The sequence below is a fragment of the Vibrio sp. 1978 genome (genome assembly GCF_033344345.1).
The window spans coordinates 1-14,092 of record NZ_JAWPOP010000045.1 but is presented as its reverse complement, the minus strand read 5'-3'; the positions used below and the strand labels follow the sequence as shown (position 1 = coordinate 14,092).

15 protein-coding genes are annotated in these 14,092 nt (G+C 40.4%); 11 read left to right on the top strand and 4 right to left on the bottom strand.

The features are described 5' to 3' along the window. Positions 1–251: transposase (locus R8N49_RS23700; protein WP_206937396.1), on the bottom strand; the 251-nt coding region annotated here is incomplete at its 3' end. 564 nt (positions 252–815) lie between these two features. Here R8N49_RS23700 and R8N49_RS23695 point away from each other — a divergent pair. The 10 genes from R8N49_RS23695 (at position 816) to R8N49_RS31060 (ending at position 9,881) form a co-directional block, all read left to right on the top strand. Then, the gene (locus R8N49_RS23695; RefSeq protein WP_169567642.1) at positions 816–1,121 is read left to right on the top strand and encodes a hypothetical protein; all 306 of its coding nucleotides are present in this window, start codon (positions 816–818) and stop codon (positions 1,119–1,121) included. Positions 1,122–1,221: 100 nt separating this feature from the next. Then, a complete protein-coding gene (locus R8N49_RS23690) occupies positions 1,222–1,824 on the top strand; it encodes a hypothetical protein (RefSeq protein ID WP_140050539.1) in 603 nt (200 codons plus the stop codon). A 127-nt stretch (positions 1,825–1,951) separates the two neighbouring features. Continuing rightward, positions 1,952–2,335, top strand: coding sequence for a hypothetical protein (locus R8N49_RS23685; RefSeq protein ID WP_025767063.1), 384 nt, complete (start codon positions 1,952–1,954; stop codon positions 2,333–2,335). A gap of 10 nt (positions 2,336–2,345) precedes the next feature. Further along, the gene (locus R8N49_RS23680; protein WP_025767062.1) at positions 2,346–2,588 is read left to right on the top strand and encodes a hypothetical protein; all 243 of its coding nucleotides are present in this window, start codon (positions 2,346–2,348) and stop codon (positions 2,586–2,588) included. Positions 2,589–2,915: 327 nt separating this feature from the next. Further along, positions 2,916–3,089, top strand: a complete 174-nt coding sequence (locus tag R8N49_RS23675) for an HNH endonuclease (RefSeq protein WP_140050538.1) — start codon at positions 2,916–2,918, stop codon at positions 3,087–3,089. A 1,246-nt stretch (positions 3,090–4,335) separates the two neighbouring features. Continuing rightward, positions 4,336–5,025 carry an HNH endonuclease gene (locus R8N49_RS23670; RefSeq protein ID WP_025634880.1) on the top strand — a complete coding sequence of 230 codons (690 nt, stop codon included), beginning with the start codon at positions 4,336–4,338 and terminating at the stop codon, positions 5,023–5,025. Between the two features lie 7 nt (positions 5,026–5,032). Beyond that, positions 5,033–6,220 (top strand): hypothetical protein, encoded by a 1,188-nt coding sequence (locus R8N49_RS23665; protein WP_025634881.1) that lies wholly within the window; start codon positions 5,033–5,035, stop codon positions 6,218–6,220. A 3-nt stretch (positions 6,221–6,223) separates the two neighbouring features. Further along, positions 6,224–6,490, top strand: coding sequence for a hypothetical protein (locus R8N49_RS23660; RefSeq protein WP_025634882.1), 267 nt, complete (start codon positions 6,224–6,226; stop codon positions 6,488–6,490). Continuing rightward, positions 6,490–9,513 (top strand): hypothetical protein, encoded by a 3,024-nt coding sequence (locus R8N49_RS23655; protein ID WP_203347281.1) that lies wholly within the window; start codon positions 6,490–6,492, stop codon positions 9,511–9,513. Before R8N49_RS23660 ends, R8N49_RS23655 begins: the two co-directional genes overlap by 1 nt. Continuing rightward, positions 9,510–9,881 (top strand): RDD family protein, encoded by a 372-nt coding sequence (locus R8N49_RS31060; RefSeq protein WP_025767057.1) that lies wholly within the window; start codon positions 9,510–9,512, stop codon positions 9,879–9,881. Before R8N49_RS23655 ends, R8N49_RS31060 begins: the two co-directional genes overlap by 4 nt. On the opposite strand, the gene R8N49_RS23650 is transcribed toward R8N49_RS31060, so the two are convergent. Both R8N49_RS23650 and R8N49_RS23645 read right to left on the bottom strand, forming a co-directional pair. Further along, entirely contained in the window at positions 9,878–10,597 is a 720-nt protein-coding gene (locus R8N49_RS23650) for a hypothetical protein (protein WP_203347283.1), read from the bottom strand. The two genes, R8N49_RS31060 and R8N49_RS23650, sit on opposite strands and share 4 nt — an antisense overlap. A 215-nt stretch (positions 10,598–10,812) precedes the next feature. Further along, the gene (locus R8N49_RS23645) at positions 10,813–12,021 is read right to left on the bottom strand and encodes an IS4 family transposase (RefSeq protein ID WP_032073033.1); all 1,209 of its coding nucleotides are present in this window, start codon (positions 12,019–12,021) and stop codon (positions 10,813–10,815) included. Between the two features lie 744 nt (positions 12,022–12,765). Between R8N49_RS23645 and R8N49_RS31055 the strand changes: the two genes are divergently transcribed. Continuing rightward, on the top strand, positions 12,766–13,326 hold the full coding sequence (locus tag R8N49_RS31055) for a DUF1524 domain-containing protein (protein ID WP_369292832.1): 561 nt from the start codon (positions 12,766–12,768) through the stop codon (positions 13,324–13,326). Positions 13,327–13,410: 84 nt separating this feature from the next. On the opposite strand, the gene R8N49_RS23640 is transcribed toward R8N49_RS31055, so the two are convergent. Then, the coding region (locus R8N49_RS23640; protein ID WP_206947111.1) for a Tn3 family transposase at positions 13,411–14,092 on the bottom strand (682 nt) is incomplete at its 5' end.

Sequence of the window (14,092 nt, the reverse complement as noted above, 5' to 3'; positions counted from 1 at the left end):
CGTTCAAATACGCCAGCATCCCGCCACTCCTGAAATCGGCGATGAGCAGAGCTTGACGAGCATATACCGGTGGCATTTAGCGCATTCCACTGGCAACCCGTCCTGAGTACGAAGAAAATGGCGTTCATTGCAGCGCGATTATCAACCCGCTTGCGGTGCGTACCCAGCGGGTGTTGAGTTCTATGTTCCGGGATGAGAGGAGCCATTTTCTCCCAGAGTTCATCACTGATTTGCCACTTATTACCTGCCATACGTTGCCCTCATAAATTATCATTATGTATTATCTGACAATTCCTTTTGGGATAGGTTCTTAGATAATAATAAGTATTGCCTAGACAAAGAAGCATTAAAAGATGGTTTTCATTGGTTGGTTCCAGACAGGGAAATAGATCCGATTAACTGGTTTAACTCAACAACATGGCAGTATGTGAACGCTGAACTTTTAAAAATAGGAGACTAAAACAGGAGTAAGACTGAAACTAGAGATGACCTTGAATTAGATAAACTATCAAACACCTCTAACCCATTCGCTTTTGAATTAACTGAAAAATCTAAGGAAAACATGCGTTCTTTGGTGAAGCATGTAGATGGTTGAACTTGGAACGAGCGTCTTGATTCCATCAACAAAAAAGATGGTAATTAATATGATGTATCGTGGCTAGACATCAACAATGATCTTTATGGTGCGGGAAAGTGGTTTTATGAGCAAGCTAAAGAAGAAGCAACGCCTTCTCATAGGCGAGATTTACATGCGCTTGTCAACTATGAATACACAGGCGATTTTTTGTCGCTGAAGTAATGGGAAAATCGAAAATATGAAAATACAGTTAGTAGCTACGATCTTAGCTGCTCTTTCCTTGCAAGCTCAAGCAACGACTCAAGAAGAAATGGTAATCGAATTAGGTCATTCTATTGCGCTAAGTTTACTTGATGCAAAGTTGGAATTGGCTTGTGACTCCAACATTAACAACCTAGGTGAAATTACTCTCAAAGTTAATCAGGAGTGCGTTTCAACAATCAACAAACTTCGGTCAACGTTAGAGACAGAGCCGACAGCAGTAGACTTGGTTAAACAGGTTGATTCTTTTATGGATTCAAATTCTATCCCACTCACTAAGTAACTTGAGAGTATTGGAAAAATCGAACTTGTGCAAAAGGCATTTAACAGGTTGATTTGAGTGCCTTTGATAGAAGTAGTAATAACAACTTGGAGTGCAAACTTTGTCAAAGAATGAAATGCAATATGCAGTATGGCAGATGCCCCATACCGAAAAAGATTTAGCTGTTTTGGTAGATGCTGCTGAGTTACCTATTCTAGATCGTGGAGAGGAGGGTGTGCTAAACCCTGACACACCATTAAATGATGATCATTTAAAACTAAAGTTGGTTTACGGTGTGCTCATGTCCAATAACCTTCGAGGTTTACAAAACTATGAAGGGATGAATCACTTAGTTGATGTCCATCAGGATAAATGGTTAGTTCATCTAAAGCCAAACGATGATGAGGATAAACCATTAGAAGCAATCTATCTTGGATTTGAAGATATGATGGTTTTGCATTGCAGGGGATTAAGACAAGGTGATTTTGCTTTCGCTGCTCTTATGGGTCTACCTGATAGCTTGGAACTTCATTCAGATAAGCTGTGGGGTGTAACATCGTTCCTTCGTTTACATGATTTAGACATGGCTACAAACCTAATTAATCGAGAAATCATCATTTCGCTAGTCGAAGAAGAAGTTGTCGAGGCAGAACTAACTAAAGAAAATTGGAAATCATTTGTTAACGAGGGACTGGCAAAGTCTTTAGCTAAAAAAGTAGGTTAATTAGGATAGGGAACATATTAGCTCATAAAAACCTTAGATTTACCTTTTAGAACCGTAAAAATGCTTCAAAAATAAGAACGCAGACCTTAAAGAAAAAGTTAAGACAACGACCAAGGACTAACAAGAAATGAAAATAGTATTAGCTAAAGAAATTAGTGATAGCCTGAGTGAATATACAAATGCCGATAGCTCCATCTGCGTACAACAAGTTACCTTATGGTTTGATGTGATTGCTACAGAGTTGGAGCTAACTGAGGTATCTAAAGAGAAACTAAACTATATCACTACTCCTTCAATTATAATCAAGTTGAGCCAATCTAATCAGCGCATACATGACCTATTATTGGGGGTTGCTGGGTATCCAAATTTAGATAAAGAAGAAGCAGAATTTCAAGTTAAGTGTAGGCTATCAGTCCTGAAATCCGCATGGATGCACAGAGCATACGGTTTGACGTTGCAAGATGCTTTCACTGATGGAGAACTATTCTTTAACGCTCTCATCAAGATGTAGGTAACACCTTATGTTAGACAATATATTAGCTAGATATTGGCAACCTAAAGGAACCTCTTTACATAAGCACCATTTACAAGCAATTGTCATCGGTTTTGTATTAAGTCTAGTGTTACTTTTCGTTGGCGTTATTAATCGTGAAATGGCTTTTTCAGTGATGATCTTGATTGTCGTACTCCAGTTCTTAGGGATGTGGTTGGCTAGAAAGAGATTTGGTAATAGAAATCCCAATAAAGTTGGATATAAAGAGTAGTTCCTGCTGGATAGAGATAGTTACGAGCCATTGCAGATCTGGTCATATAACCAAGCCGATAAAGCCAAAAAAGAAGTCCCCAAATTGGTTAGGAAGCTACTTGCTCGCACTCAGATACATCGTGCTTGGTTACAAAGCGCAACTGGCTCATTTCAGTTGCCAGTTTTAGAGCGAATTTAACGTTGGAAGATAGTATTGGAATTAGTAACTTAGATTAGAAACCAACTCACCTATGACCCTGATAGTGGCATCATCCAGTGGAAAAAGTTGGGCAGAGGCCGCCGAGCTAATCTAGTTGCGGGATGCGTCAAGCGGAAGAAAGGCAACGTGTGGCGCAGAATTGTCATTGACGGTAAAGAGTACACATCTGGTCAAATCGCTTGGTCAATAATGACTGGTCATTTTCCTGATTTCATCATCGATCATAAAGATGGTGATTCTCTAAATGATAAATGGAGCAATTTACGTAGGGGGACAACTGCGTTGCTCAGAGAAATTTAGCTAGAAGTCGCCGCAACAAAACTGGTGTGACTGGAGTGAAACAGATCAATGGCTACTTTGTCGCCTACATCGGAGTGGGTAATAAGCAAAAGTACCTTAGTAGCACAAGTGACTTTTTTGAGGCTGTTTGCTTAAGAAAGCGAGCAGAGAAACAGTACAAATACAGCCCTAGACATGGGCTGTAATCAACATTGGAAAAAACATGCCAGAACCAAAACCTAACCACCGGAAGTTCGCGGACTTTATTACTAACGTTTCAGCCCTTGCTAGTGCCTATTTCTTAGTCCGATTTGTCCTAGATTTTTCTCTAGAAACTCTAATCGAGAATGAAAATTTAATGTGGTTCTTCATTTTCGCTTTTATTACTGCAGTGTATGGTTTTATCTACGGAAAAAACGGCAAAAAATGAGATTGTAAACAACTAGATTGTGTAAAAGGTATTGAATTACACCTACATGCTTATGACAACTGTCAAAATAGGCGATTCAAATGGATTAATGCCATCAGAACAACTTGATAACAAAGAGGGAGCCATGTTCAACATAAGAACTAGACACTCGTATGGCCACTAGAAGAACTGGGGGTGGTGCTTAAAGGTCAGTAAACCCGACTAAAACTGGTGATGCTGTTGGAGAGCTAAGTGATCTCTTAGATGTTGCCCTATACAACCGCCCATGTACAAGCAGAAGCGTAAGATAGATAAGCTAGTTAAGACGCTGCTGAAACCTAAAAAGAAACATTAACTGGATAAGGAAAACTGTATGACAAGTGTATATAAACTGATATGCGAGCGAGCCTATTTTGTTGGGTATGAGCAGCTTTTCTTGCCAAGAAGTTTTAGGCGGCTGGTTGCTAGAAGTGAGTTGCACAGAGCTTGGTTAGCAGGTAATCAAGGTAATATCGGTGCGACCGATGGCGTTTTGTATCGGAAATGGTTTACTAACCGCAAGCATCATACAAATGCCACTATTAAACAGCTATGGCGTAGCATAAATCGATAACCCGAAACATCAGTATTTATAAGCAACAGAAAAAGAAAGAAGCCACATCTTTACTCATAATCGCTCGCCATCCTCTACTGTTCACCTGCCCACGTTATAAAGATATCAATCGGAAAAGTACTCAGTTCGATCTTGGTATAAGCGCTTACTTAACGCCTCTCCAAATTATTCCTTGTTAATCATCCCAATTATTATGATAATTGGGGTATTGTAAAATATCCACAAATGACATATATAGGTGAGTAATGTTCATAGGTGTTAGTAGAAGCCATCAATGGCGTTTATCAGAACCACCAGAACCATCTGATGATAAAGACTTTCAACTAAAAAGGGTGGAGTTTTTATCAGATGTTGACTATCGATGTACTGATTGCCATTTTCGTTCAGAAAAGTATCAACATGTTCATCACAAGGATGGGAATCACAAACATAACGAAATCATTAACTTTGAGTGTAAATGCCCTCTATGTCATATGTGTGAACATCTGGGTTTTGTTGCAGATAATAAACTTGCCACTTTAGTTTTTTGTCCCTCTTTGACCCAGGAGGAGCTCAATGCTTACGTTCGAATATCTTGGGTTGCAAATTACTTAGCAAAAATCCAAGGTCCAGAAAAATGCGGTACTACGCTTCTGCGTATTGCACGCGATACAGGGCTCTGGATCGAGCTCCTTTCTGCTACGGCGCAGCAAGTAAGTCAAGTGTACAAAATAACCAACATTAGGGCACTAGCTGAAGACTTTCGTGCTATGGATGACAAAGAGTATTCCGAACGTCAGTTAAAGTACCCTCATTTAAGGTTGCTGTTTACTCCAGATCCCTTTTCTCGAGAGATAGAGGAGTGGAGTAGGAACCAAGACTTCTTTTCAGATTTCTATGACCCAAACAATTGGCCAGAAATAGTGAACAACCATATCTCTAGTTTAGAAGGATAGGATATTAATGAACACATATGGCGTAGCGATATTCAACGATGAAAAAAAACCTAGGAGTGGATTCTCTTGTGTCGATGGCAAGGTGAAGGAGTTTAGTTCCTATTCTGATTTGGAGATGTCTACAATTTGGGTAACTAACATTCAACACTCTATATTTCAAAAAGAAGCCCTCTACAAAGTACCTAACCTACGTTCGTCGCAATATTTAAGGTTGTCTTTACAACAGATAATGAGGGAGTTGAATGTTAAAAAAGATATTGAAGGTATTCAACATTTAGCAAAGCTAGTTCAGTCAATTGCTGCAGATCTACAGGGTAAATTCGAACTTAATCCGGACTACCTTCGATATCGCCTTGGTGGTGAAATCCCACAATACCTGGAATCACAAGGGTTCCTACCTTCTGAACTACTAAATATAAGTGAACTCGCAGACGCTTCAGCTAAAGCGGCATTAAATGATGCGTATCAGTCATTCCAAGGTACTGTAAAGTCTGCAAACGGAAAGATCTATCATTATACCTTACCAAGGGTTGCGCATTTCGAATACTTAATGAATCAAAACTTTCCTTTGGATAACAATTGGGAAGAATTTACGTTTAGTAGCGATGGGCCAATTGTTGCTGGATATAAAAACAAAGTACTACTCCCTGATACAGAAAAAGTCATAATAGGTTTAAAGAACCTCCATAAAAATACTGCTGCAATTCTAAATATCAAAGTAAAGTCTATCGACCCAAAGCGAGCTCAAAGTTTTACCTTTGGAATCGAAGGTGTGAAATCTACAACGAGAATATGGGCTGCTCTTCCAGAGGTTATTGATATTTTACGTTACTGTGAGGTTGAAATTTTGGGAGGCCTGAAAACTAATGCTGGTAAGTTGGATGTAAGGCCTGAAATAGACCTATCAAAAAATAGATATAGTTACTCTAAAGGTGTGGTCAGTGAAAATATTTGGTGTGCCTTAGCCGATAAAGTCCACTTAGGAAGTCAAAAACAAGCTACTGGCCTGGGAGTGTACCTCAGAGCATATGACAGGATTATTTGCTCCAAACTTGCGGAAGCGTTTATGAAAGCAGGTTTCGTCGGCGGTGGGTTTGGTGTCGGTGCGGCAAGGGTTTGGTTAAGTAGCCAAGATGTAAAAAAAGCCAATATTATTGCAGAAAAATTTGGCGCAATGCCAGATATCGGAGTGTAGAAAATGGAAATTGAACCGCTAGAAATTTTCTCAGATGGTCAAATGCCCGAGACATACAAAAAGCTTCAAGATTTGAATGTGTTCGGAAAGCTTAACTCACAGTTTCATAACTCGTTTGGGGTACAGGATGTCATTAAACTAGATCAAATTGAACAGCTAGATGATGCGGATAAGAAAGCTCAAATGAGTGAATTAATCACAGCCCTATCTACAAGAAGAGTGGATACTCAACCAGTTATTGCGAAGAAAGTAAAGAGGTTAACTATCTAATGGGAGCTCTTTCATTTTTAGCGAATCTAATCGCCTATAAACCCTATGAGATTTGTCAATTAGAAACAACATCAAGCATTGACCCTCACTCACTGCTAACTCACGATGGTTCAATGGTTACCCTACTAAAGTTGAACGGGGCTTACAGGTTCTACTCAAATAAGCAGGAGCTTGCCATACTTGACTTTATGGCAAGTAGAGCTCGACAAAATTTTACAGACAGTGGAAACAGAATAGATTTTGTTATCGATATTGATTCAAGTCGTTCTGAGAGCTTTGTGAACAAGTGTCTTAATACAGTGGACTCTGTATCAAAAACGATGGGCTACCAAAATGAGAAGTTAAACAAGACTGAAAAGAGCCTCATTTCTCAGCTAATTAAGCCAGAGATGACCTATATTGTATTGACTACGACACCCCAAACTCTTGATAGACCAAACATCAAAGAGGGTAATGAAAATAGAAAAAAATTGGCAGATGAATATGGTCACAGTTTAAGCAGTAGCTCTAAGACCCAGAATCACTGGGTAGAAACGATGCAGATTTACGACCAGCATCGTTCTTTTGTTACAGAAATGACTAATATTTTTTCTGAGTACGTTCTATTCGAAAAACTAGAGTCTCATCGTGCATTAAAGGAAATCAGAGATCTTCTATACCGAGACTTTGAAAACCAGGACCGTTGGAAACCATCCACACGACAAGAATCATCTCCTAAAATAATGAGCAATCATACCTACAAGGTTGATACTGATGAGATTGGGCATAGCTCCATACATTCGCAGATAGTAGAACAGCCTTTTGAGGATGCTAAAAGACCTGACTTTAAGTTTTTCAATGGTCACTGCTATACCACGCTTGAGCGTTACTTAGTCGGGGATGAGCCTATGTTAATGAGGAGTTTTATAAACCGAGTTAACAGAGATGTTCCTATGCGTATATCGTACACTCTGGTTTCTGGCTCCCAAAGTATACAAACCTCTAAAATGACTAAATCGAGTCTCACCACATTCGTTGCTAAAACTAACCCAATATCAAGTGAAATTCTGAAAGCCTGTAATAAGACAACAAAGTTCATTCAAGAAGGAGGGTGTGCAGTAGAGTGTTATATGTCGGTGACTGTTTGGGGTGATAACGAAACGGAAACTAATACACGTTTCAAAGCCGTACAAAGTGCACTTAGAGGTTGGGGAGGGGAAAGGCAACGTATGTGCTCATTTCCTATAGAGGGCCTTTTATCCTCTTTACCTGGCTATAGCTCAAGGCCTGTTGGGAGAGCGAGTAATGACAGTATTGAAACAGCCTTCTCGTCCGCTCCAATCATACGTCCTGCCTCGCCGTGGGACTCCGGCGTATTGCTCTATATCACACCTGATGGCAAGCCATGGCCTATTGACTTTGATTCAACACAGTCACATCACTTGAATTTAGTTAGTGGATCTATGGGTTCTGGTAAGTCAGTTCAAGCTGGTGTATTAACCAGGGCAATGCATTTCTTAGCTGGAACGACATCGTTGCCTCTTATTGCGGGGGTCGACTATGGTGAGTCAATATTATTCACTGCCGAAACTGTTAGGGCAAACCTGAAGAAAGAGGATAGAGCTAAAGTAGGGGCAATCAGTCTTGCCAATGAAAAGACAAGCGCTTACAACATGCTTGAGCCACAATATGGTTACAATAAATTGGCTAAGCCGGAGAACAACACTGCGACTGCTTTTGTTACTAAGATAGTCAATGGTGGCTCGAAACAGCCAATCCACGTACAACTTGATAACTGTGTTTCAGCAATAATTGACAGTATGGTAGCAAAGGCTATTTCACAGCCTAGGAAAATTGACCCTTCGCAACCCGGCGTCGATAAAATACAGAAAGAGCTTGCTCACCATCTTGTACAAAAACATTTAAAGAGCGAGTCGTCGTACAGCTACCTAAACGCCCGTAATGCCCTATACAAAGCATCGAATGAAGAAGGTATATCTAACGCTCAACGACAATATTTCCTAAGATTGTCAAAAATAGCTCATAGGTATATTTGGCCGCTGATCTCTGACTTACCCAAAGAGGTAAAGTCGGCTGAACAGCAAAGCGCTATGGGTTCTTTCAAAGTTGGAGGAGAAAAACTACTGGACCTAATTGGTGCTTCAGTGCAGCTGATGACAGATCGATATAGCGCAATTTTAGGCTCATATCCGATGGTAGATTACTCTGACCTTTCAATGCTGTTTGTAAACGCTAAACCAGTTGTAGATTCCGCCCCAGCAGCGATGAAAAATGCATGGTTTATTCTTGCAAAAGGTCTAGCTCAAAGGCATTTCTGGGTACATGAAGATGATGTAAAAAATGATGCAGATCCTGTGTTTTATAAGCGTGCACTTCGAATTGCTCGAGCGAAAAAGCCTTTACCCAAGTATTACTTCCAAGACGAATACGAACAGGCTCAATGTCCTGAGTTAGATGAAAACTTTGATAAAGAAGTAAAAACAGCGCGTAAGTATCGTGAGATCATCACTTTATTGACACAGATGTACGAAGCTTTCCCTCCATCTATTCGCGACTTGGCTACTAATACCTTCATTTGCAACATCCCAGGTGTAGGTACAGAACGGGTGATTAAGGAACAGTTTAAGCTAACAGATGATGAGTTTGAATCTATAGAATCGTATGTCGGTAAAGCTGGAATTTTAAATGGCATGGGGCGCGGAATCTTGTACATAGGTAAGCTGAAGAAAATACAAGCGCCAATTATTCAACCTATCGTATCGGTGTTACCTCCTGGCTTAGTATGGTCATTAGCAAGTGATGCCGAAGATGTTCATGTCAGAAGAAAAGTAAAAGAGGCATTAGGTGACTCAGTACCTTATGATGAATTGAATATTGCATTAGGACAGGTTTTGTCGTTCCCAGATATGAAAGCACTCATCAAGAAGAAGGGTGAAGTCGATGATATGACTGACAAAGATGTTTACATTGATTGTATCAATAGGGTTAAAGAACATATTTTATTAAACGGAGTTGGTACGTGATAAAGAGATTTTTGGCATTTGTAACCGACTATTGTTTGATTAGCTTATTATTCGGTATTTTAGAGTTTTACGTCTTTGAACTAAATGCGTTGACTATCCAAAGCATAGGTTATTTCTATGTGTTCTTTTTCTTTACGATGATGGGCCAATACATACTTTTGAAGAGGACGTTAGGGGAAAAAATATTCAAACTTCAGGTGCAAGGAAAAGAAGGTGAGAACGTTGAGGTTTCTACTTATGTGTATCGTTTGTTCGGTACTCTAATTTGCTTAACGGTGCCGATTTTGTTCTTGATAGTTGTTTTCCCTAAACGTCGATCTCTGTCTGACCGGATGAGCTCGAGTAACGTCAAAACTCGTATAGTTTAAAGAATCTTTTCTGTGGCAATATCTATTGGCTCATCAGGGGATATTGTCATTGAGTGGTTAACACGCCATAGAGAAATGGGTGAGCGACTAAATCTATCTAAGTTATAAATCGAATCGTCAATTTGAACCATACTCCGGTAAATCACTTTTCCATGATTATTCTTCAGTTGCAAGATAAAGCTCGGCGTGGAGTAGTCCGAAGTGTTTCTTTGCATCTGAGTGGTTAGTATTTTCTGAATACTGTAACGTTTTGAGCCATTATCGATTTTAGATATTAGTGCGGTAAAAACCTTGCGTTCAAATGATGAAGTAATAGGTACCTGATTTGTCAATGAAACGATTGGTTGGATGTAAACGGTGTGTAGCTTAATTCTTTCTGAGTGCATTTGGCATAAGGTTGCTAAGACGAAATAAGGTCCTTCCACTTCTTTAAGTGCCGATTTGGCTAAAGGGCTCACCAAACGGGTAAACGACAGACACGTGTCATCAATTACTAAAGAATGTTCTTTTAACTCAATAGTATTGGTGATGAACATGCAAAATGCTTGTGGGCGTCCAGGGCCTTTCCACCCAGCCCCGGTTTTACGATAGAGTTTTGAAAAAGCGTATCTCAAACCTGTTGGTCCGATAAATATGTATTTATCAAGAGTACTACTTCCAAAGAGGATTTTATTGGCAGACCTCTTAAGTTTGAATAAGTGCTGTTCAGCCGACATAGATTTTCCGGAGAAATGCCAATTTGATAGTGTGTCGGTTAATAAATGATAATACAGCCTTTCTAACTTACTCTCTCCATGCCGTACACTGGGCGTTCGTGTTGAAGTTGACTTTGGATTAGTTGAATCAGTTCCAGTAGAAGGGAGCGCTCTGTGATAAATAAAGGTATTAAAATCTGATTCTTCGGACTCAGGCGAAATACTGAGGGATCCCCTCATAATTTCCCCAAAGCACAACCATGTTTGAATAGATTTTGAGCAAGCAGGGTTGCAGCCGCGAGCAAGTCTTCCCTCGTTATTGTGTAGCCAGAATGCCGCAAAACTTCCATCCCTAAGCGCACTGTTGAGAGTACATTTCGATTTTTGACAGTGTTAGCTTGGAAGTGCTTATCCCAACCTTGTTTCTGACCATGAACTCCAGCAAGCCAAAATGTCAGTTGAAGCATTAGGGCGATTAGCAGCATGATATCAAAGCGCTCTGAGCTGCTAGTTCGGCTATGACGGAGGCCTAAACCGTAGGCTGGGCTTTTCAAGTCTCGGAAGGTTTCTTCAATTTGCATACGCTTCGAGTAGAGCCTAACAAGTTGCTTTGGTGTTCGGATTTCAACGGGCAAGTTAGTCGCTAAAACCCATGGTTCTTTTGTCGAAGCGGAGTAGATTTTAGGTGACGGATGATGACAATTAGTCCGTGTCGAACGCTGATTTTTTCGGCCTTTAGGACGTGATTTATACAGTGCAATTTGACATGAAATTGGGTTGCTCTTAGTCAACCTCTTATAGCCTAAAGTCTTTGAGCGACTTGAGGATATGCTATGTAAGTTGCTGATAGGTTGCCAGTTTTCCGCACCTAAATCTGCATATTGCACTTTCCCTCTGACTCGACTTAACCAGTACCAACCTAGCTTTTCAACGGATTTATACCATGGCACTTTAAAGCCAGCATCACTGACAATGAGCGGTGTAGTGTTACTCGGTAGAATGCTTGCAAGGTCGGCTAGAAATTGGTCATGAGCCTTCTTTGAACATTGCTCTGAAAGCGGAAAGGCTTTCTCATAAAGAGTAATAGAACGACCATGTAGTGCCACCGAAGCCCGCAATACCATAAGCCGTTTTTGCTCACGAATATCAGACCAGTCAACAAGAACAATGGGCATCGAATTACCTGAACAGATAAAGCTGGCATGCCAACGGTATACAGCGAGTCGCTCTTTGTGCAAGTGACGATTACCTAACAATCTGTCGATTCGTTTGATGTTATGTTTTGTTCTGGCTTTCGTTGGCAGGTTACGACCAAGTTCGGTAAGAGTGAGCGTTTTACATTCAAGTAATGCGTGGCAAGCCAGCGTTAAACTGTTGAGTCGTTTTAAGTGCAATTCAGGGCAGAATTGGTAAAGAGAGTCGTGTAAAATATCGAGTTCGCACATCTTGTTGTCTGGTTATTGATTTTTCTCAGAACCATTTGATCACATGACAAGATGTGCATCTACCTTAAATTTATGATTTTTATCAAAATCATTAGGGGATTCCTCAGGGCGAAATATCTCTATTTACCGCTTCTCTGCAACCTTTTATGTCTGAGTACAAGGGACAATTTTGCAGATGTTGGCCATGCTCATAATGATTCACCATGAATATGTAATCCCCCCTTTTACGTAGATACATTGTGGCTGGTGGTGATACACAGTGGCAATTGAGTACTGAATCAGAAAGACGGAGAATTTTTAATTTGGATTGGGCTTCTGGGCTTTTAATACGATTTTTAAGCAGCAAGGAAGGTTGTTCAAAAGTGTGATGTTCAGAGTCCAAATTTTTATCAGAACTAGATACAGTTATGTGCATGCGAACACCTATTAATAGAATGCAAAAATATACCACATTAGCTATGAGGCAATACCGCCTGTAAATCATTAAACGATGACAAATTAACTACAAAAGGCAAATATATAGTATGAGATATCTTCTAGTTACAGTTCATAATTATCCCAGGTTTTACAAAAGTGACGGTGAGATAGTTCACATTGATCTAAATTATGTGGATTCCAAAACTATTTCTTCATTAGATGAAAATGGAGATTTATTTCACGTTAAAGTATCTGGAAGTCCTCCGTGTGTTCGTGATATTTGGTTAATTGATTCGGTAGATGTGGCACTAGATACATTGGCTAGTTATGGGATCTATCCATTCAAGAATAAGGCCGCAGCAAGAGCGAATGCCAAAAGGCTTGGGCTTAGTGCATTCAAGTATATTGCTGTACCATAATAATCAATGGAAGTTTATGAAAACAATTTCTAAAGCTGTTCTTACAAGCATCTTATTGGTTTCTTTTGATGCTTATTCAACAGAGATATGGCGGGGTTTAATAGTCAAACCTGAGAATAGATGTTCTCCATACGATAAATCTCAACAATACAACTATTCTCAACGAGTAGAAGATCACATAGTAAGTAGTATGGGGGGATTGATATATGGCCCTTACACTGGCAGTTACTTTGAATCTGACCGATACACAGACATTGAGCATATAGTGTCAACAAGTGAAGCACATGATAGCGGAATGTGCTCACAATCCAGTGAAATGCGCATTCAATTTGCCAGTGATCTCCTGAATCTTACATTAGCTTCACCTACTGTAAACCGTTGTGGTGACAACGGTAAGTGTGGAAAGGACGCTGGAGAGTGGTTACCCCAAAAAAACAGATGCTGGTTTGCTAATAGAGTGGGGTTCTAGGGATTTTCCCCTCTAAAAAGACATAATCCTCTGTAGACCACACCAATAAATGGCTGCGGAGGTGGTTTACTTTCAGCTTGGAGCCTAATCATCCACTATCGGCCTTGTTATTTCGCCAATATTGGGCAATTTCCCAGTATTAGTGAAGTTATACGTTCCGCTTAAGTTGATATTTTGCCACGCAACGGGCGAAACAGCACGAGTGATACCCGCTTTCTCTTCATCTCCTCTCGCTTCAAAGTGTCCCAGCAGATGACTCAGTATCGCGGAGTTGAAGTAGATGATCGCGTTGGCAAGCAATCTTGCACATTCATTCCAGATAGCGATTTCACTCTCGTTTTTGCCTCGGAACTGATCGCCATTCACCGACGCAATAGCCCGTCTCAGGAAGTGCCACGCTTCTCCCCGGTTAAGGGCACGCTGAACGTACTGCCGCAAACTGGCATTGTCTATGTAATCCAGTAAATATTGCGCTTTGACCAGTCGATTATACTCCGTCAGCGCCTGTAATGTCGGGTGCCCCGAAGGATAACCAGACAACTTTCTTACCAGCATTGCCTGTGTCGTTCGCTTTGTCTGAAGTGACAGAACAATGCGCCTAATATCCTGCCATCCCGTTTCGATGACATTCGTCCTGATGGGCTTTTTCAGGGCAAGGTTGGTGCCGCCGTGTTCATTTTCAGTTACGGCAAACAGATCATTGATGACACTACTGAACTGCGCGTATCGCGGTGCAAAACTGTAACCGCATAGATCCAGTAAGGCG

Excerpts from the sequence above, each read along its gene's own strand:
- R8N49_RS23685 (WP_025767063.1), top strand. The coding sequence starts at position 1,952 with ATGAAAATAGTATTAGCTAAAGAAATTAGTGATAGCCTGAGTGAATAT.
- R8N49_RS23680 (WP_025767062.1), top strand. The coding sequence starts at position 2,346 with ATGTTAGACAATATATTAGCTAGATATTGGCAACCTAAAGGAACCTCT.
- R8N49_RS23655 (WP_203347281.1), top strand. The coding sequence starts at position 6,490 with ATGGGAGCTCTTTCATTTTTAGCGAATCTAATCGCCTATAAACCCTAT.
- R8N49_RS23660 (WP_025634882.1), top strand. The coding sequence starts at position 6,224 with ATGGAAATTGAACCGCTAGAAATTTTCTCAGATGGTCAAATGCCCGAG.
- R8N49_RS23665 (WP_025634881.1), top strand. The coding sequence starts at position 5,033 with ATGAACACATATGGCGTAGCGATATTCAACGATGAAAAAAAACCTAGG.
- R8N49_RS31055 (WP_369292832.1), top strand. The coding sequence starts at position 12,766 with ATGGGATCTATCCATTCAAGAATAAGGCCGCAGCAAGAGCGAATGCCA.
- R8N49_RS23670 (WP_025634880.1), top strand. The coding sequence starts at position 4,336 with ATGTTCATAGGTGTTAGTAGAAGCCATCAATGGCGTTTATCAGAACCA.
- R8N49_RS23645 (WP_032073033.1), bottom strand. The coding sequence starts at position 12,021 with ATGTGCGAACTCGATATTTTACACGACTCTCTTTACCAATTCTGCCCT.
- R8N49_RS23650 (WP_203347283.1), bottom strand. The coding sequence starts at position 10,597 with ATGTCGGCTGAACAGCACTTATTCAAACTTAAGAGGTCTGCCAATAAA.
- R8N49_RS23695 (WP_169567642.1), top strand. The coding sequence starts at position 816 with ATGAAAATACAGTTAGTAGCTACGATCTTAGCTGCTCTTTCCTTGCAA.